The sequence below is a fragment of the Prevotella sp. oral taxon 299 str. F0039 genome, from assembly GCF_000163055.2.
Lineage (GTDB): Bacteria > Bacteroidota > Bacteroidia > Bacteroidales > Bacteroidaceae > Prevotella.
The window spans coordinates 1,042,614-1,063,185 of the sequence record NC_022111.1 but is presented as its reverse complement, the minus strand read 5'-3'; the positions used below and the strand labels follow the sequence as shown (position 1 = coordinate 1,063,185).

General features: G+C 39.7%; 14 protein-coding genes. 13 read left to right on the top strand and 1 reads right to left on the bottom strand.

The window, feature by feature from the left end:
* The first annotated feature begins 28 nt into the window (after nt 1-28).
* The 5 genes from HMPREF0669_RS07265 to HMPREF0669_RS07245 all read left to right on the top strand — a co-directional run bounded on the left by HMPREF0669_RS07265 (nt 29) and on the right by HMPREF0669_RS07245 (nt 6,667).
* Nucleotides 29-1,084, top strand: a complete 1,056-nt coding sequence (locus HMPREF0669_RS07265; protein ID WP_009228128.1) for an IS5 family transposase — start codon at nt 29-31, stop codon at nt 1,082-1,084.
* Nucleotides 1,085-1,497: 413 nt separating this feature from the next.
* Entirely contained in the window at nt 1,498-2,436 is a 939-nt protein-coding gene (gene rsmH, locus HMPREF0669_RS07260; protein WP_009228129.1) for a 16S rRNA (cytosine(1402)-N(4))-methyltransferase RsmH, read from the top strand.
* Entirely contained in the window at nt 2,433-2,957 is a 525-nt protein-coding gene (locus HMPREF0669_RS07255; RefSeq protein ID WP_020967297.1) for an FtsL-like putative cell division protein, read from the top strand. Before rsmH ends, HMPREF0669_RS07255 begins: the two co-directional genes overlap by 4 nt.
* Nucleotides 2,954-5,110, top strand: coding sequence for a penicillin-binding protein (locus tag HMPREF0669_RS07250; RefSeq protein WP_009228131.1), 2,157 nt, complete (start codon nt 2,954-2,956; stop codon nt 5,108-5,110). The genes HMPREF0669_RS07255 and HMPREF0669_RS07250 overlap by 4 nt, the downstream gene beginning before the upstream one ends.
* 102 nt (nt 5,111-5,212) lie before the next feature.
* A complete protein-coding gene (locus HMPREF0669_RS07245; RefSeq protein WP_009228132.1) occupies nt 5,213-6,667 on the top strand; it encodes a UDP-N-acetylmuramoyl-L-alanyl-D-glutamate--2,6-diaminopimelate ligase in 1,455 nt (484 codons plus the stop codon).
* Here HMPREF0669_RS07245 and HMPREF0669_RS10510 read toward each other — a convergent pair.
* Complete coding sequence (locus HMPREF0669_RS10510) at nt 6,664-6,798, bottom strand: hypothetical protein (RefSeq protein ID WP_255350761.1); 135 nt, start codon at nt 6,796-6,798, stop codon at nt 6,664-6,666. The two genes, HMPREF0669_RS07245 and HMPREF0669_RS10510, sit on opposite strands and share 4 nt — an antisense overlap.
* A gap of 112 nt (nt 6,799-6,910) precedes the next feature.
* Here HMPREF0669_RS10510 and HMPREF0669_RS07240 point away from each other — a divergent pair, with 112 nt between their 5' ends.
* The 8 genes from HMPREF0669_RS07240 (at nt 6,911) to HMPREF0669_RS07205 (ending at nt 20,314) form a co-directional block, all read left to right on the top strand.
* The gene (locus HMPREF0669_RS07240; protein WP_009228133.1) at nt 6,911-8,179 is read left to right on the top strand and encodes a phospho-N-acetylmuramoyl-pentapeptide-transferase; all 1,269 of its coding nucleotides are present in this window, start codon (nt 6,911-6,913) and stop codon (nt 8,177-8,179) included.
* Between the two features lie 99 nt (nt 8,180-8,278).
* Nucleotides 8,279-9,610 (top strand): UDP-N-acetylmuramoyl-L-alanine--D-glutamate ligase, encoded by a 1,332-nt coding sequence (murD, locus tag HMPREF0669_RS07235; protein ID WP_009228134.1) that lies wholly within the window; start codon nt 8,279-8,281, stop codon nt 9,608-9,610.
* Nucleotides 9,611-9,685: 75 nt separating this feature from the next.
* Nucleotides 9,686-10,966, top strand: a complete 1,281-nt coding sequence (locus tag HMPREF0669_RS07230) for an FtsW/RodA/SpoVE family cell cycle protein (RefSeq protein WP_009228135.1) — start codon at nt 9,686-9,688, stop codon at nt 10,964-10,966.
* A 520-nt stretch (nt 10,967-11,486) separates the two neighbouring features.
* The gene (locus HMPREF0669_RS07225; RefSeq protein ID WP_009228136.1) at nt 11,487-14,222 is read left to right on the top strand and encodes a carboxypeptidase-like regulatory domain-containing protein; all 2,736 of its coding nucleotides are present in this window, start codon (nt 11,487-11,489) and stop codon (nt 14,220-14,222) included.
* On the top strand, nt 14,219-14,596 hold the full coding sequence (locus HMPREF0669_RS07220) for a hypothetical protein (protein ID WP_009228137.1): 378 nt from the start codon (nt 14,219-14,221) through the stop codon (nt 14,594-14,596). The genes HMPREF0669_RS07225 and HMPREF0669_RS07220 overlap by 4 nt, the downstream gene beginning before the upstream one ends.
* Nucleotides 14,593-16,110, top strand: coding sequence for a DUF6850 family outer membrane beta-barrel protein (locus tag HMPREF0669_RS07215; RefSeq protein ID WP_009228138.1), 1,518 nt, complete (start codon nt 14,593-14,595; stop codon nt 16,108-16,110). Before HMPREF0669_RS07220 ends, HMPREF0669_RS07215 begins: the two co-directional genes overlap by 4 nt.
* 46 nt (nt 16,111-16,156) lie before the next feature.
* Nucleotides 16,157-17,428 (top strand): DUF4876 domain-containing protein, encoded by a 1,272-nt coding sequence (locus tag HMPREF0669_RS07210; protein ID WP_020967295.1) that lies wholly within the window; start codon nt 16,157-16,159, stop codon nt 17,426-17,428.
* Between the two features lie 51 nt (nt 17,429-17,479).
* The gene (locus HMPREF0669_RS07205; protein ID WP_009228140.1) at nt 17,480-20,314 is read left to right on the top strand and encodes a pitrilysin family protein; all 2,835 of its coding nucleotides are present in this window, start codon (nt 17,480-17,482) and stop codon (nt 20,312-20,314) included.
* The last annotated feature ends 258 nt before the right edge of the window (nt 20,315-20,572 follow it).

Below are 20,572 nucleotides of genomic sequence, written 5' to 3'. Positions count from 1 at the left end.
TCTTAAATATTTTTTGTACCTTTATGGTATGAAACAGAAGTTATCCTCTCCCAGTTTTGCTGATCTATTCCTTGGTGAAAGAAAGGTCAAGCAGACATTCTTTTCACAAATAAATATAGTCATTGATTGGACACCTATTCGTGCTATAATAGAGGTGGCTTATACAAAAGGCTATAAGTCTACCGGCCGGCCCAGCTATGACAGCCTTGTTTTATTCAAGATTGGATTACTCCGCACTTGGTATGGTCTGAGTGACGGAGAAGTTGAAGATCAGGTTAACGACCGCCAGTCTTTTAGCCGCTTTGCAGGTATTGGCATGGAGGATATTGTTCCTGATAGTATTACCGTGTGCCGCTTTCGCAACATTCTTGTTGAAGCAGATTTGTATGATACGCTTCTTGCGGAGTTTAATCGGCAATTGGAAGCTAAAGGAATCATTGTTAAGCGTGGTGCCATTATTGATGCCGGCATTACGAATTCTCCCCGCCGCCCCCACGGACGTAAGAGCTATGAGGTCGTTGAGGATAGAAAAGAGGATGAGAACATAGAGGCTTCTGAGAAAGCCATGCTCAAAGAAGTTGTCAGGCCTAACGTAGATACAGAAGCCCGTTGGGTAAAGAAGATGGGAAAGCTCCACTTCGGTTACAAGCGTCACACGGTAACGGATGAAAACGGAATGGTGCTTGCCGAGGAAACGACAGCTGCCAATGAAAGTTATATGAAACACTTAGAAACACCTCTGAAGAAAGCCAAGCTACCACGGAAAGCACTTGTTTATGCCGATAAAGGATATGACTCGATGGAGAACAAAGAAACCCTCAAACGTATGAAACTTAAATGCCGTATCATGCATAAGGGAACAAGAGGACATGAAATTACTGAAAGGCAGCAGCGTATCAACGTTGCGAGAAGTAAGATACGCTACAAAGTAGAACGTTCCTTTGGTTCTATGCATAGATGGTTTGGTGCTGGAATAGCAAGATACGTCGGACTTTCAAAAACACATGCGCAGCATATTATGGAATCCATTGCCTACAACTTATACCGAACGCCTGGGATTATTGTGTCAAATTCTATCAGATAATATGAAAATACACCGATAAAAGATTGTTATCTACTCAAAAAGTAACTTTCAACGGCATCTTTTGGTCAAAAATATTCATTCTTCTAAGAGTATATGGGTGAAAATTGAGAGGATAGTAGGTTTTGCAGAGGTCTCATAATAATTTTTCAATGTAATTTATAGAAATCAATATTCTGTAAAGAAAATGATAATAATACCATCTTAAAGTAGAGAAATGTAGGGAAAAAGCAGTAACTTTGAAACCCAAATACAAGTATGTGTAAGACAATAATATGTTTCTTAGGAAGCATAAAAGCTCGATGAAACATTATAAGGCGGAGTTTTGGAGTTGTATTATTCAGAATGTTATTTCCTAGTGATGCAACAATACAACCAAGTTACGCACAACAATCTTGTGTAAACAAAAGAAACGAATGGTAAAGACGGCAGAAACATATCATATACCAGTGCTTTTGAACGAAAGTATTGATGGATTAAATATTCAACCAGGTGGCATTTATGTTGATGTTACGATGGGTGGAGGCGGACATTCACATGAAATTCTGAAACGATTAGATGTCAATGCACACCTTTATAGCTTTGATCAAGATGCTGATGCCGAAGCCAATCTAAAACAAAATCATGGCGACGACCTGTTGAAAGACGAGCGTTTCACCTTTGTTCGTTCAAACTTTAGATACTTAAAGAACTGGATGCGCTATCATGGTGTAGAGCAAATAGACGGCTTGTTGGCAGACCTTGGGGTATCGAGTCATCACTTCGACGATGAAAGTCGTGGCTTCTCGTTCCGCTTTGAGTCGCCCCTTGACATGCGAATGAATAAACGTTCGTCGAGAACAGCAGCCGATATTGTGAACAATTATGCCGAAGAAGCATTGGCAGACATATTCTATCTTTATGGAGAACTAAAGAATTCACGCAAGATAGCATCGCTTTTGGTGAAGGCAAGACAAGAAAAAAGGATTGAAACAACGGGCGATTTTATTGCTGTTGTAGAGCCTTTATTCAAAAGAGAACGTGAAAAGAAAGACCTTGCAAAGCTGTTTCAGGCACTAAGAATAGAGGTGAACGGCGAAATGTCGGCTCTAAAAGAATTACTAATGAGCGTTGTCGACATGCTAAAACCAGGAGGAAGACTGAGCGTTATCACCTATCATTCACTCGAAGATCGTATCGTTAAGAACATAATGAAAGCAGGAAATATAGAGGGAAAGATAGAACAAGACTTCTTTGGATGTATCAATACACCGTTTAAGCTCATCAATAACAAAGTGATTGTGCCCACAGACGAAGAACAAGAACAGAACCCTCGCAGTAGAAGTGCAAAACTAAGAATTGCAGAAAAGAAATGAAAGAGACAGAAACAAATAAACCCTTAGAAGTGATTGATGTGGTAGAAATTCCGCAAGAAGCACTTGATGAGGCGGCAAAGACGCTACAAGCAACTAAAAATGATGTTGTTGATAGCACACAAGAGGCAAAAGAAGAATTGCCAACTCTAAAGGAAATTATAGAAAATAGGGCGATAGAAGACGAGCGTCCTATGAATAAAAACTTCACAATTCAAACTGTCTTGGGTGGTGATATCCTTATTGCAGCCATTCTTCGACGCCAAATTTGGTTGATAGTGCTTATCACTTTCTTTATATTTCTATACATTGCCAATGGTTATAGATATCAACAACAAATGATAGAGTATGACAAATTGAAGAAAGAACTGCAAGATGCAAAGTATAAAGCCTTGTCGAGTAGTAGCGAATTAACCGAGAAAAGCCGAGAAAGTAATGTGCTTGAGATGCTTAAAAACAATAACGATAGCACAATAAAAATAGCAAGTGACCCTCCTTATATCATAACAATTCCAGAAGAATGAGCAAGTTTAATTATAAAAAAGTAATTCCCCGATATAAAGCTTTTGTGTGGGTTATGGTGCTGTTGAGCATTAGTGTACTTTTGAAAGCAATGTATATTATGACTGCTCAGCATGGATATTGGATGCAAGTGGCTGATCGTGTGAAACGAGATAGCGTGCCAGTGAAACCCACAAGAGGTAATATTTTAAGTAGTGATGGGCGTTTAATGGCAAGTTCTTTGCCCGAATATAAGCTATATGTCGACTTCAAAGCAATAAAAGATGCAAAAAATGACTCACTATGGAATGTAAAGCTCGACTCTATCTCAAAGGGATTGAATCAGATCTTCCCCTCAAAATCAGCACAAGAATTTAAGACTTATCTTCAAGAAGGATATAAAAAGGAAAGTCGTCACTGGCCTATTTGGCCCTCAAGGGTAAACTATAACGTGTTTACCGACGTGAAAGCATTACCCATTTTCCGCTTAGCTCAATATAAAGGAGGCTTTCATTTTGAAGAATTTAATGCTCGTCAGCGTCCTTATGGCTCGTTAGCAGGTCGTACAATAGGCGAGATGTATGGTGCAAAAGATACAGCTCGCTTTGGTTTAGAATTGTCTTATGATTCCATTCTGCGTGGAACTGATGGAATAAATCACCGTAGAAAGGTGCTTAATAAATTCTTAGACATTCCTGTAAAGGCTCCTGTTGACGGCTTAGACATCGTTACTACAATCGATGTTGGTATTCAAGACTTAGCCGAACGCTCTGTTATTAACGAGCTAAAGGAAATTAATGGAAACGTAGGAGTTGCCATTGTGATGGAGGTTAAGACTGGAGATATCAAGGCAATAGTGAATATGGAGCGTTGTGGTGATGGTCAATATCGAGAAAGAAAGAATCATGCTGTGAGCGATTTGCTTGAACCTGGATCGGTATTTAAGGTTGCTTCGATGCTAGTTGCATTGGATGAAGGACATGTTGACACCTCTTATGTGGTTGAAACAGGCGGAGGTGTGTGGCCAATGTATGGTAGAGAGATGAAAGATCACAACTGGAGACGTGGTGGTTACGGCACACTTACTTTCACAAAGTCGCTAATGGTGAGCTCAAATATTGGTGTTAGTCGTATAATAGATAAGTTTTATCATGATGAACCCGAGCGTTTTGTGAAAGGAATATATAGAACTGGTATTGCAGACAACTTGCACATCCCTCTCTTAGGCGCATCTTCTGCTCGTATAAGAATGCCTAAAAAGGCTCCAAATGGGCAGTGGTTGAACTGGAGTAACACTGCATTGCCATGGATGAGTATTGGTTATGAAACACAGATACCACCTATTTCAACCTTAACTTTTTACAATGCGATAGCCAATGGCGGTAAGATGATGCAACCAAGGTTTGTTAAACAGGTAGTAAAGAATGGTGAAGTGCTTCAGGAGTTTGACCCAATAGTGTTGCGAGAGCAAATTGCAAAGCCTCAAAGTATTAAGAAAATGCAAGAGGTTTTGGAGTATGTGGTGCACTATGGATTAGGAAAAAAGGCAGGATCTAAATCCTTTAAGGTTGCAGGAAAGACGGGAACGGCTCAAATGTCCAAAGGAGTTGCGGGCTATAAGTCTGGAATGATGGATTATTTATTAAGTTTTGCAGGCTTTTTCCCAGCCGATAACCCACGTTATAGTTGCATTGTTTGTATTCAAAAGTCTGGTCTTCCTGCCTCAGGAGGTGGTATGTGTGGTCCTGTTTTCCATCAAATTTCAGAAGGAATAATGGCTCAAAACATCAAATTAGACATTAAAGATGCTCGTGACTCATCATCTATATTTATTCCAGAAGTGAAGATTGGCAACGTATTGTCAAGCACATACGTTTTAGATAAGTTAGGCATTAAGATACAATCGCCATGGTTCAATGTGCCAACCAATAGCAAACCCGTATGGGGAAAGGCGCAACCAACCAGTCAAACAGCCCTTCGTTTAGAGCGAGTAAAGCAGTTTGGCAGTGCATTTGTGCCCGATGTGATGGGTATGGGCGCACGAGATGCCGTGTATTTGTTAGAGAGTAGAGGCGTGAGAACACGCATCATAGGACGAGGAAAGGTAGTGAAACAGAGTTTAGCTGCAGGACATCGCATTGTGAAAGGTTCTCTTTGCGAACTCACTTTAGAATAAAACAGCAATCAACCCAACGCCCATTCGTTTGCAAAGACTCATCCTTCCAAATACAGAAGGGCGTTATTAGGAAATAAAAAGAAATCAAGTAAAATACGAAATATGATAATAAGTAAGCTTATTTCTAGCATTAAACCAATCGAAATCATTGGAGATGCAAACAAAGAGATAGTCGGTGTAAACATCGATTCACGCAAAATAGAAGCTAATCACTTATTTATTGCCGTGAAAGGAACACAAGTTGATGGACATCGTTACATCGAAACAGCTATCGAAAAAGGAGCTGTTGCAGTGTTATGTGAAGACCTTCCCGAAGTGAAAGCCCCACATGTAACCTACATTCAGGTACAAGATACAACGCAAGCAGCAGGAGTTGTTGCCACCATTTTCTATGGAGAACCATCTAAAAAGGTAAAGTTAGTAGGTGTAACAGGTACCAATGGCAAAACAACAATCGCCACATTATTATATAATCTGTTTAGAAAATTAGGCTACAAGTGCGGTCTGTTATCAACCGTTTGCAATTATATTGAAGACGAAGCAGTGCCTGCCGACCACACAACACCAGACCCAATAGCACTCAATTACTTATTATCTAGAATGGTAGAAGCAGGTTGCGACTATGTATTTATGGAGTGCTCGTCGCACGCAATTGCCCAAAAACGCATTGCAGGACTACACTTTGCAGGCGGAATCTTCACCAATCTCACTCGTGACCACTTAGATTATCATAAAACCTTCGAGAACTATCGAGATGCAAAGAAAGCCTTCTTCGATAGCTTACCCAAAACTTCTTTTGCCATAACCAATGCAGATGACAAGAATGGAATGTACATGGTGCAGAACACAAAGGCGACAGTTAAGACCTATAGCGCACGTTCTTTGGCTGATTTTAAGGCACGAATCATTGAGTGTCACTTTGAAGGTATGTACCTAGAAATCGATGGAAGAGAAGTAGGCGTGCGCTTTATCGGTAAGTTTAATGTAAGTAATCTGCTCGCAGTGTATGGTGCTTCGGTCATGCTTCAACAACAACCAGAAAACATTCTCCTTGCACTCAGCACCCTACAGAGCGTTAGTGGACGACTTGAACCCATCTATTCGCCCGAAGGATTCACCTGTATTGTAGACTATGCACATACACCCGACGCCCTCGAAAACGTGCTTTTAGCCATTCACGATGTGCTAAATGGCAAAGGAAAGGTGATAACTGTGTGCGGAGCAGGCGGAAATCGTGATAAAGGAAAACGCCCATTGATGGCTCAAGAGGCAGTAAAACAAAGCGACAAGGTGATTTTAACCAGCGACAACCCACGTTTTGAAGACCCACAAGACATTCTAAACGATATGAAAGAAGGCTTGAACAACGCTCAGTTGAAAAAGACTTTAACCATAGTAGACCGCAAAGAGGCTATCAGAACCGCTTGTTCTTTGGCACAAAAGGGCGATGTTGTGTTGGTAGCAGGAAAGGGACACGAAGACTATCAAGAGATAAATGGAGTGAAACATCACTTTAACGATAAAGAAGTTCTATACGAAATTTTTCAGAACGACTAAGTGTTCCATTGGCAGTTGAAACGTTGTTCCATTGCAGTGTTTATCGCATCAACGCATCGTCTCTTATCTAAAGGGAAAACACCTCTTATTATTTGGCGTGCAAACTCATTGCTTTTAGCGTGTAATAGCATAGCTTTTGAGGTGTAAAAGCAATGCAATTGAAGTGTAAACTCAATGCAATTAGCAACTGCCTACAAACGATTTATAGAACGAAAGAAATACAAGTAGTAAAATAAAGACAATATGTTATACTATCTTTTCAGATTTTTAGAGCAATACGGAATATCTGGTTCGCACCTTTGGGGATACATTTCGTTCCGTGCTTTATTAGCAATGATTTTATCATTAGTTATCTCTTCGTGGTTTGGAGAGCGTTTTATTAAGTATTTAAAGCGTAAACAAATCACCGAAACTCAGCGTAGTGCCGAGATAGATCCATTCGGAGTGAACAAAGTTGGCGTTCCTTCTATGGGTGGAATCATCATTATTTTGGCAATACTTGTTCCCGTGTTGCTCCTTGGACGCTTGCGAAATATCTATCTAATCTTAATGATTATCACCACTGTTTGGTTGGGTTTCTTAGGCGGAATGGACGACTTTATCAAGATTTTCAAAAAGAATAAAGACGGACTTAGCGGTAGATATAAAATCATTGGACAAATAGGTATTGGCTTAATTGTGGGCATTGTGCTTTGGTCTTCACCCGATGTGAAAGTGAATGAGAACATTGCTGTGAAACGAGAGGGTAGCGAATTGGTGATAAAACACCGCACCGAGGCTCGTAAATCGCTTAAAACAACCATTCCATTTGTGAAAGGTCACAATCTAGATTACTCGAGATTAACTGCCGTTTTCGGTAAATATAAGGTGGCAGCAGGCTGGATTGTGTTTGTTATCATGACCATTTTGGTGGTAACAGCAGTGAGCAACGGAGCCAATCTCAATGATGGTATGGATGGAATATGTGCAGGAAACTCTGCAATTATAGGTGTTGTACTGGGTATTTTGGCTTATGTCAGTTCGCACATCGAATTTGCTTCTTACCTGAATATCATGTATATACCAGGTTCGCAAGAGCTGGTTGTGTTCTTTTGTGCCTTCATTGGTGCGCTAATAGGATTCTTATGGTATAACGCTTATCCTGCTCAAGTATTCATGGGAGATACAGGTTCGCTCACAATTGGCGGTATTATTGCGGTGGGAGCCATCATCATTCACAAAGAATTGTTGCTTCCTATCCTCTGTGGAGTATTCTTTGTAGAGAGCTTAAGCGTGATAATGCAAGTGTGGTACTATAAGTTAGGAAAACGAAAGGGCGTTAAACAACGTATATTTAAGCGCACACCCATTCACGATAACTTTAGAACTCAAGACTCACAGCTTGATCCAGACTGCAAATATCTATTGAAAAAGCCTCACGGAGTGTATCATGAATCGAAAATAACTATACGCTTTTGGATTGTAACCATCATCTTGGCTGCTCTCACAATCATCACATTAAAGATTAGATAATATCGTTTTCTTGTTCAGAAAAGCATGGACGACTCGTGCAATGGCATTGTGAATAGAGGCGACATGCACCATGAAAAGAATTAGAAGAAATAACAAATTATGGCAAGAATAGTAATTTTAGGCGCAGCAGAGAGTGGCATTGGAGCTGCAGTATTGGCGCAAAAGCAAGGTTTCGACGTTTTTGTTTCTGATAAATCGCCTATAAAAGACAAATATAAAGAGCAGCTAAACAAACGCAATATACCTTGGGAAGAGGGACAACACACTGCTGAATTGATTTTAAATGCAGACGAAGTGATTAAAAGTCCGGGTATTCCTAAAGAGGTTCCGATGGTAAAAGAAATTGCAAAACGCAACATTCCTATTATCAGCGAAATTGAGTTTGCGGGCAGATACACTAACTCAAAGATGATATGTATCACAGGAAGTAATGGCAAAACCACCACCACTTCGTTGATATATCACATCTTTAAAGAAGCTGGTTATGATGTTTCGCTTGCAGGAAACATAGGAAAAAGCCTTGCTTTGCAGGTTGCTGAGGCTCCACATGCATATTATATCATCGAAATTAGCTCGTTTCAGCTCGACGATATGTATGATTTTCGTGCCAATACAGCCGTTCTTTTGAACATCACCCCCGACCATTTGGATCGCTATGAGTATAAAATGCAACTTTATACCGATGCAAAGATGCGTATAATTCAAAACCAAACGAAAGACGATAGCTTTGTTTATTGGGCAGATGATGATGTTGTTGCAGCCGAATTGCATAAATATAACATCGAAGCACAGCAGCTAACATTTTCTGAAAACGCATCAAACAGCGTGGCAGCGTGCGTAGATAATGGCGAGATTGTAGTGAAAAAGCCAGTAGAATTCACCATGTCACGAGCAGAACTCTCACTTCTTGGTCGCCATAATCTATACAATTCTTTGGCAGCAGCATTGGCAGCAGCCGCTAATGGTGTTGACGTAGAGGCAATAAAGCAGGGTTTACGCACCTTTGCAGGTGTGGAACATCGTTTAGAATACGTCACTACTGCTAACGGAGTGCGTTATATTAACGATTCAAAAGCAACCAATGTAGACGCATGTAGATGGGCTTTAGAGAGTATGACCACACCAACTATCCTCATATTAGGTGGCTTAGACAAAGGAAACGACTACAATGAAATAAAGCAATTGGTGCTCGATAAGTGCAAAGCACTTGTGTTTATGGGTGCAGATAACAGCGTGTTGCATGAGTTCTTTGATGGACTTGGACTTGAAATTGCCGACACTCACAGTATGAAAGAGTGCATGCAAGAATGTAAAAAGCGTGCAGTTGAGGGCGATACCATTCTTTTAAGTCCTTGTTGTGCTAGCTTCGACCTCTTTAAAAACATGGAAGACCGAGGCGAACAGTTCAAAACATGGGCACGAAAAGCATAATAATATCTTTCAACGGCAGTGTCAATAGAAAAGAAAGTTGCATCGAACAATAATAAAAGGGCGTAAAAAGAAACGATGAATACAAATAAATTAGGAAACATATTCAAAGGAGATAAAGTGATTTGGATGGCTTTTTTCTTCCTTTGTGTCATCAGTATTATTGAGGTTTTCTCTGCTTCTTCGGGCTTAACTTATAAAAGTGGTAGCTATTTAGCACCCGTTTTTAAGCACATGTCCTTATTAGCTTTGGGAGCAATCTCTATGATTCTCACTTTAAATATACCCTGTAGGTACTTCAAAACACCAACTCTTTTTCTCTATTTTGGGTCAATATTCGGTTTGTTATGGGCGGTTATAGCAGGCGAAGCCACCAATAATGCGCAACGTTGGATAAGCTTTTTAGGAATACAATTTCAGCCTTCAGAGATCGCAAAAGGCACTATTATATTGCTAACAGCTCAAATATTGAGTGCGCTTCAAACCGAAAACGGAGCCGATAAACGTGCAGTTAAATGGATTTTAGGACTTTCTGCACCGCTTATTTTATTGATATTCAAAGAGAACTTCTCAACGGCTGCCCTTATTTCGTTGGTTGTTTTCATGATGTTTGTATTGGGACGAGTACCTAAAAAGCAGTTAGGTACCATCATTGCGTGTGTTGGTGGACTTGCTGTTGTGGGCTTTCTGTTGATTATGACCGTTGGACGTGTAGAAGAACAGCCCGACAATAAAAAGCTACTTACAGAGCAAGTGGAGCCTAAAAAAGAAGAAAAAGGCGGTATCAACTCGTATCTTAAGCGTTTAGATACATGGAAATCACGTATCAATAAGTTTACTTCTGGAAAAGATTTAGCCCCTAACGAGGTTGATTTAGATAAGGATGCTCAGGTGGCACACGCCAATATTGCCATTGCATCGTCGAATGTTGTAGGACGAGGTCCAGGTAATTCGATTGAGAGAGACTTCCTTTCTCAGGCGTTTTCCGACTTTATTTATGCCATAATTATAGAGGAAATGGGCATTGGAGGAGCCTTTTTTGTTGCCTTACTTTATATGGTAATCTTGTTCAGAACGGGAACTATTGCCCGACGATGTGAGAACAATTTCCCCGCATTTCTTGCCATGGGATATGCTCTTTTGTTAGCAACTCAGGCTGTATTTAACATGTGTGTGGCTGTAGGACTTGCGCCTGTAACAGGTCAACCCTTACCGCTTGTGAGTAAAGGAGGTACTTCAACCATCATTAACTGTATTTTCTTGGGAGTGATTTTAAGTGTAAGTCGTTCAGCAAAGGTAAGAGACGAGTTGGAAACTGCACCCACACCAGCTACAGAAAACAGCACAGAATCGAACTAATAGTATAAAATTGATATATCGATCCGCTCTAAATTATCCATTTAGGGCGGTTCATTCTTTTTATATCCCTCATCAATTCTTACCCTCATTCCATCCTTTTCTCCCTTTTTTTGTTCGCCCTTTAAGGAAGAAAGTATCTAGTTAGGGTGAGAAAAGAAATGATAGGGTGGAGAAATTGCATAGCTTTTAGGGTGCAATCTCATTGCTTTTACACCTCAATCTCACTGCTTTTGCATGGTGAAAGCACTACTTTTGAAAAAGAAAAAATATTTTTTGTAAAATGAGGATATTCAAATCCCTTTTCAAGTGTAACGTATATGTTTTGGAAGGAGAAAACAACTGCCCACAAAATCTTTTCTCTTGATAAAATATAAAGGACTTTTAGTGGTGCAAGAAGAAATAAAATATATACCTATAATTTATTGTCCTGCTAACATTGCATGTTCTGGTTGCTCATTATTTTTAGGTATTGCTTCATTATAATAATGTGAGTAACTTTGCAGATGAAATGCGCATCAGGATGAAATACACTAAACTTTTATTTATATTATTGTTGTTACAGATCTCTAATAATATTTCTTCGCAAACAATATGTAGAGGTATTGTGCTCGATAAACTAACCAATGAACCCATAATAGGAGCATTTATCAGCACTAATGGTGTAGAAAAAACACAAACAATCACTAATAAAGATGGAGCATTTGTGCTGAAAGTAGTACCCAAAACATCTATCGTCATTTCGTATTTAGGCTATAAAAAGCTATCAACTCATACCGATAGCACTGCAGTTTATTATCTTCAAGCCGATGTTAAGTCACTTGGTGAAGTGGTTGTGACGGCACAAGAAGGACGAAAGCTATCCACTTCGTCTACCATTAAACGGCAAGCTATGGACCATTTGCAACCCTCTTCTTTTTCAGATATATTAGAACTGCTCCCTGGTGGACGTGCTTCTAACAGCACACTCACCACACCTAATGTTATATCTCTTCGTGAAGTGCCCATCTCTGGCAGTGATTATGCCACCTCATCTCTTGGAACTCAGTTTGTAATAGATGGCGCACCGATAAGTATGCATGCCAACATTCAACGTCTTTCAGGGGCTTTAGATCGAACATCTACTATGCGCAACTTCACCAATATGGGTGTAGACATGCGTTCAATAGCCACCGATGACATTAAAGAAGTAGAGATTGTGCGAGGCATACCCTCTGTGAAATATGGCGATTTAACCAGTGGATTAGTGAAAATAACCCGTCAACGAGGAGGCAATAACTTGTCGGCACGTTTCAAAGCCGATATGAATAGTAAACTATTTTATGTAGGAAAAGGATTTGAAAACACAGACAAACGCCTATCATTTAACTTCAGTGCCGACTATCTTGATAGTCAATCAGACCCTAGAAACGTTCTCGAAAACTATAAACGAATCACCCTTTCAGCCCGAATGAATAAGGTGTTCGAAACCCGTTCGCATCAAATAAGCACCACACTCAATATCGATTATGGTGGATCTTTTGACGAAGACAAGGTGGATGAGGAGCTTAATTATGGTGGAGTAGATAAATATAGCTCGAAATATCAACGTTATGCTGCTCTTTTCGATATTGAATTGAAACCCAAGAACACCCAAAGTTGGTTGCGATCACTTGATTTCTCTACTTCGGCAAGTTACGAAAGCGACTGTTTAGAGCGCACTCGTTTGGTGCAACTCACCAGCGACACGCCCGCAGCTCTTAACAATGTTACAGGTGAGAGCGATGCTGTTTTTATCTATCCATACACTTACACGGGTTCACAAACAGTAGATGGCAAGCCCATTAACGTGTTTATGCGAGCAGATGGCACCTTTTCTTTTCCCTTAAAAGGCGTAACCAACGAGCTTTTGATAGGTGCAGACTTTCAAGTTGATAAGAATTTAGGAAAAGGACAGATGTTTAATGTGCTTTATCCACTATATCCTGGAACGTTACATCGTCCTCGAAAATATAGCGATATACCTGCTTCGCACACCCTTTCATTTTATGTTGAAGAAACAGCGAGTAAGCAATTAGGACGTTATAACATCGATATCTCGGCTGGAATACGTGCCCAAACAGCATTAAACCTACCTAATAGTTATGCTTTACATAATAAATACTATCTCGATCCACGTGTTAATGCTTCGCTAACCCTTCCTTCTTTCAATGTGTTAGGGCAACCTTTTACCTTCAGTTTGTCGGCTGGTGTGGGCTTACATACGATGTTTCCAACGATAGATCAGCTATATCCTGAAAATGAATACATCGACTTTGTGGAGTTTAGTTACTATCATGAGCAACGAGAAAACCGCAGAATGCGTCTTCAAACCTATGTGGTAGATCCTCGAAATCCCTCTTTAACAGCTGCACGCAATGTGAAAAAGGAAGTAAGAGGCGATGTGTCTTGGGCAGGAAATCGACTCACTTTGACTTATTTTCACGAGGATATGACCTCGGGTTTCAGGTCTATGGCAGTGTTTCAGCCCTATCAATATAAACTCTATTCAATGGCTTCGCTCAGCGGTTCGCCTTTAACTACACCACCAAATATAGATGATTTGCCCTTTACAATGCGCAGTAGACTTCAAAGTTACAATGTATGGGCTAACGGAAGTAGAACTTTTAAAAGAGGATTAGAATTTACTTTTTCTTCTGCTCGTGTGCCTTTGTTCAATACTCGCTTAACCATTACAGGTGCATGGTTTAAAACTCACTATCAAAATGCACTGCCTGTGCAAGAGAAACCCTCGAGAATTGTGAATGGAAAAGCACTGAATGCTGTTGGAATATATAAAGACGACGAGGGCTATATACGTGAGATGGTGAACACAAACTTTACCTTTGATAGTAGTATTCCGCAAATAAAATTAGGGGTTTCGCTCTCTTTCCAATGCTTATGGCAAACTGCAAACCAGTCGATGAGAAAGGAAACGATTCCTCAAAACTATATGAACGAGAACGGAGATATATTGCCTTACACGGCAACAGAGCAACAAGATGATGCACTTCGATATTTAGTTAGGGTGCAAAGCGAACAGGCTTTCGAGCGTCAAACAGTGCCTTTTAGTATGAACATCAATTTGAAAGCCACTAAAAAGCTTTGGAACGACCAACTGATGGTTGCCCTCTTTGTGAATAAACTATGGGATGCTCACCCCGATTATGAACGCAACAATATGGTGATTCGACGTTTCGTTGTGCCTTATTTTGGATTAGAAATGAGTGTAAAACTATGATAAAACAACTATATATCATTTGTTTAATATTGGCGTTGGTATCTTTTTCGAGCTGTGAAAAAGAGGAAACCCATTATTATACCACTGCAACTACTCGATTAGAGCTATCAAAAGGCGAAGAATTGATACAGATTCAGGGTACAATAACACTGCTCAATATCAGCAATCAGCAATCCTATTCAACTTCAACATTCAACAATTCGCAAGCAATAATGCAGGTTTTGCGAGGTGTTTACTCGTTGCAAGGGGAGGGAACAGTGCGTGTAAAAACAGCAGATGGAAGCGTTTCGGTGCGCTACTTCCGTGTTTCAGAAAGTTATATAGAGGTGCTTAACAATTCAACAACAATAGTATTACATCCTATTTGGTTATGAAAAGAAAAACAATAGCAATACTTTTGGTGCTTTGGTTGGGTGCTTTCAATGCGCTATATGCCTCTTCGTTAGACTCGATTGCAATATTAGAGCACAATGCTTTGTGGACTCGTATCTTGCAAAAACATGCCGATAATCCTGCATTGGCTCCCACTTTATATTCCACTTCGCTATCAAGTGGAAGCATTTCGTATGATAATCTACATTCAAACAAACCATTCTTATATCAAAAAGGAGCAGGACATAAGATGGAAGAGGTAGCTGTTCAGTCTTATCTCTTATTGCCTTCGAGCCTTTGTTTGTGGGGAAATGCAGGTTATAAAAGAGGCAAAATAGAGCACATAAGTTTTAATTCTGCTGCCGATTTCGATATACTTTATCCTTATGTTTTGGGCGATACGTTGAATACAAGTCCTACTATTGAGCAGTATTCGTTTAGTGGAGGAGTGGCAAAAACATTGAAACGCTGGACTATAGGGGCTTTAATTGATTTTAGAGCGATGCAACAATTTAGTAGAAAAGACCCACGAACACATAGTATTGCCACCGACTTAGTATTGAAAGTAGGGGCAAAATATGCCTTTACTGCCTACGATTTAGGGTTGGATATGGGCGGAATTTTCTACAAACAAACCAATGATGTGGCTTTTTTTCGTGAGGAAGGAACCAGCAAAGAATATCTTTATACAGGCTTAGGAACCAACTATGCACGCTTTTCGGGCAATAATTTATCTGCCTATTACAAAGCCACAGGATTGCTTTTCGATCTACATTTTACCCCAAGAACAAAGCAAGGAACCTTTATTTCGGCAGGTTATCAATTTGTTCCATACAACCAAATCCTTCCAAATCTTAATGCTTTGCCTCTCACAACCTTATATAATACAACGTGGAAAGCTCGCTTTGGCTGGAAATCAGAACAACAATTGGGTTGGAGTGTGTATGCTTCTGTGTTGCATAACCGCCGTTTAGGCAATGAAAATATCGTTGGAAACCCTGCAGGAGGAGAGTATAGAAAGCTCATAAGCATGTCGATGTATAAGAATAGGCAATGGGATTATTCGGTAGGAGCACTACTTAAAGCTGGCGACCAGCGTGTGTTTACTGCTCATGTACAAGGCGGTTATAAAACAAATAAAATGCAATATGTAGATCCTTTGCGTGTAATGGAAGTAAATTTTGTGTATGTTTGCACTCAAATGCAGTATCAACAAGTAGTAAATAATCGATCAACACTCACCTTAGATGTTAGCTCAATGTTGATGAATAACGTGAAAAAACACTTGATTATGCCCTTTGCTCTGATGGATAAGAACATCACCGAGATGATAAACTTAAGCTATGAGCATTTAAAAGCCAATGCTTTTGAACTAGAAGGAGGTGTGCTTTTTACCTATGCACCAGTGCGTTGGAAAAACAATAAAACCCTATTTGCACGTCTAAATGGTGGACTTGTGACCTTGAAAGGATATAAACAAACCAAGATGAGTGTTGCTTTGGGTGTTTATTTCTAACAAAATGAGAATGTAAAATAAATTATAACAAAAAATAAAAGAGAGTATGAAAAGAAGTATTTTTATGTTAGTTGCAGCACTATTTGCTGTATGTTTTGTGTTTACATCATGTAAAGACGATAATGAACCTGCTACTATTGCGAAAGTAGAGTATGGCTTAACCCTTAATGTTCCATTGGATGTAGAAGGCGGAAGTTTGCAAAATGCAACCGCAGTGTTTACGAATGTACTTGATAAAACAACCTATACACTTTCTAACTTCAAAGAGAAAGATGGCAAATACAATGCTGTTCTCTCTATTCCTGAAGGCACTTACAATATTGAAGTGAAAGGTTCTTTGACGTATAAGGTAAACAATCAGTCGCTAACATCAGAAGTTCGTGCTACAAAGAGCAATGTAGCAGTAGCTAAAAGTGCTGTAGAAGGCATTCCAAGCTCAACAGAAATAGCACTTAATACCTATAATACTGCAGATGGATTGGTGATTTCTGAGATCTATTTCTCATTCTCAAAGACTCCAGAAGGTAAAGATTATAGCGATGACCAATATATCAAAATTGCCAATAATAGCGACACTTTAATGTATGCCGATGGGCTTGCTATTGTGCAATCTCAATTCCAAACCAATGTAAAGAACGACTATAAGCCAAACGTTATGCCTCAAGGTATGACCGTAGAAGATATCTTTGTAATTCCAGGAACAGGCAAACAATATCCTATTAAGCCAGGAGAAGAGATCGTAATTGCATTCAATGCACGCAATCATAAAGAGTTTAATGCAAACTCAATCGACCTAAGTAAAGCCAATTTCCAATTCTATTCTTCTATGTTTATTGAAGGAGTAGATGCTAATGGTGAAGAGACTGAAACCGAAAAGCAAAACAACAATGTTCCAGTTCTTAAGCATGTGTATGGTGATCCTGATGGAAGAGTAACCCCAAACCGCAATGGTGTGAAGGCATATGCGCTTGTTCGCATCGAAGGTGATGTGGAAACATTTAAGAAGAACTATGAATATAAAGTGAAATATGTTGAAGCTGAAGACCCAACTAATTTCGAAAACGAAGAGAACTACTTAATGGTTCCTAACAAATGGGTGATTGATGCAGTGAATCTTGCAGTGAAGTCAGACCACCAATGGAATGTGGTTGCACCTTCGTTAGATGCTGGTTTTACTTATTGGGCAGAGCAAATGAACGATGCAAGTAGCTATAGAAAGGCAGTATTGCGTAAGAAAAATGGTACAAAATGGATTGATACCAACAACTCTACCAATGACTTCGAAGCAGCTGCAAAGCCTTCTTATTTTGAATATTAATTAAAATTAGATAATAATCTCCCTTCTTTCTAATGCAGAAGAGGGGAGATTATGCCTTTTAAAACGATGAAATATAATCGTATTCTTTTATTTGTTGTTCTGTGTTTTGTGTCGTTTAACGCCTTTGCACAGCGCATGTTACAAGATAATAGTGTGAGAATTGGAAAGTTATCTAATGGACTTACCTATTATATCAAGCACAATTCGTTTGTTAAAAACGAAGCCGATTTCTATCTTGCACAGCGAGTTGGTTCTATATTAGAAATGCCTAATCAACGTGGTTTGGCTCACTTTTTAGAGCATATGGCGTTTAATGGAACCATAAACTTTCCACAAACCAACAATAAACCAGGTGTTGTTCAGTGGTGTGAAAGCGTTGGAATTAAGTTTGGAGCAAACCTAAATGCCTATACAAGCGTTGACCAAACGGTGTATAACATATCTGCTGCGCCTGTGATTCGTGAGGGAATAGTAGACTCTTGCTTATTGGTTTTGCACGATTGGAGCTGTGGTTTATTGCTCACTGATAAGGAGATAGACAAGGAAAGGGGCGTTATTGAAGAAGAATGGCGCACTCGTAGGTCGGCAATGGCAATGCAACGCCTTTTAGAGCAATCAACTCCTATCATTTATAAGGGTACGAAATACGAAGATTGTTTGCCCATTGGATCGATGGATATCGTGCGTTCTTTCCCCTATAAGCATTTGAAAGACTATTATAAACGATGGTATCGCCCCGACTTGCAGGCTGTTATTGTGGTGGGAGATGTTGATGTTAACAAGATAGAAGAGAAGATAAAGAAGTGCTTTGGAGCTATTCCGCAACCTAAAAATGCAGAAAAACGTGTGTATTATCCTGTGAGTGACAACAAAGAGATGATTGTTTTTTGTGCTAAAGACGCAGAACAACCCGTTCCAAGTTTCAGTCTTTACATGAAAAGAGACGTCACTCCGTGGGCAGAACGACAAACCGTTGAGGCGTATAAGGATAATTATCTCACCAATTTGGTTATCTCTATGCTCAACAATCGCTTTGATGTTTTGCAAAAGAAGCATAGTAAAGAAATCCTTGCAGCATCGGTTCAAGATGGAAACTTCTTTATTTCGAACACCAAAGACGCCTTTATGCTAACGGCAACGCTGGTGAAAGAACGTGTGAAAGAGGGTATTTCGTTGGCTGTTGGAGAGCTAGAAAGAGCACGAAAGCATGGCTTTACCGAAACAGAACTATTGAGAGCAAAGGACGAAGTGTTGAATGATGCACAGAATTCGTATAATGATCGCAACAAAGTTCGCAATAGTATGTATGTGGAAATGTGCGTGAACAACTTCTTAAACAATAGTAATATACTAACTCCTGAAGTGGAATTGCAAGAAACAAAGCGTTTGAATGGCTCGGTTTCGTTGGCAGATGTGAATGCAATGCTTGCCGAACTGGTGCACAACACCAATGAGGTGGCAACCTTGTTTGTGCCCGAGTCGAAAGGAGCAGAAGAACTTTCAGAACAGCAGTTGAAGCAAACTATTGTGTTGGCACAGCAAAAAGATTATCCAAAATACGAGGATATCAAAACAGAATCTTCTTTTATTTCAGTCCTACCACAAAGTGGAAAGATTGTGAAAGAAGAGAAAATGATATATGGTTATACCCATCTCACTCTGTCGAATGGCATGAATGTGTATGTAAAACCAACCTCTTTTGAAGATGATGAAATCAACTTGCGAGCGTTTAGCATTGGAGGTAAGAGTTTATATAGCACAAAAGATGCTCATAACTTAACCTATCTCATAGCAGGAATTACGTCGGGTGGACTGTCGAAGTTCGACGAATTGACTCTAAATAGAATGCTTTCTGGTAAAACCGTGAATGTTTCGCCTTTTATTGGTGAAGATATCGAAGGTATAAAGGGTAACAGTGTGGTTCGAAATGCAAAGGAATTGTTCGAGTTGGTGCATCTTTATTTCACCTCGCCTCGTGTAGATTCGGTAGCATTTAAGCAGATGATAGACGAGCAGAAGAGCTTTACAGAATTGCAAAATCAGAAACCTGGTGTGGTGTATAACGATAGTTTGATGCGTGTTGTTTATGGAAATAATCCACAAGTGCTATCTCTTTCGGCTTCTGACTTAGACAAAGTGAACTATAAAAGAATTATAGAGATCTACAAAGAACGCTTTGCCAATGCTTCAGATTTTAACGTTATCATAACAGGAAACGTTGATATTGAGCAGTTAAAACCTTTCCTTTGCCTGTATTTGGCATCACTTCCATCGGCTAAATCTCAAGAGATGCGAGGCAAGAATATTCCAGAAATACAAGAAAAGAACATCACTCGCCTCATGGTTCACCCACAAGCCACACCCGTTGTGCGAACAAGTGTGCTCTATTCTGCACGTATTCCATATAGCGTAGAGAACGAAATAAAACTCGATATCCTTGCTTCTCTCTTGCGAAGTGGTTATCTTCAGTCGATTAGAGAAGATAAAGGAGGAGCCTATAATATCAAAGTTACAAGCACATTGGCACAATATCCTTATAGTCAAATGGTGCTAAAAGTGGCATTTAGTACCGCTCCCGAGAAGTATAAAGAGCTTATCCCGTTGGTAGATGCAGAGCTTTTGAAACTTGCTAATAATGGAGTTGATGTGCAAGAGTTAGGTAAAATAAAGACCTATTTGCTTAAAACTTACAAGTCGGTAGTGAACACTAACGAGTATTGGGAAGAGCTCTTGTTTAATTATCTGTATAATAATGTAGATGCAGATGCAGGCTATCAGCGTTTGGTTGAACAGCTAACACCCCAAGATATGCAGCGTTTTGCTAAGCTGGTTGTAGAGAATAAGAAGCGAATTGAAGTGACAATGAGTTCTGAAAAGATACAATAGATCAAAAAGAACATCATTAAAAAGAGATATTGCAGGGTTTGTTGATTGCCAATTGAGGTGAGATGACAAGTTGCAATATCTCTTTTTTTTGATAAAAATAATTTGCGTTGAAAAAGGATAGCGCAGCACCTTGTTTCTAAAACCATAGCTTTTAGAGCGCAATCTCATTGCTTTTACACCCCAATCTCACTGCTTTTGTATGGTGAAAGCACTGCTTTTGTGGCGTGATGACTCAAGCCTTGCTGTGAATGGGCTGTG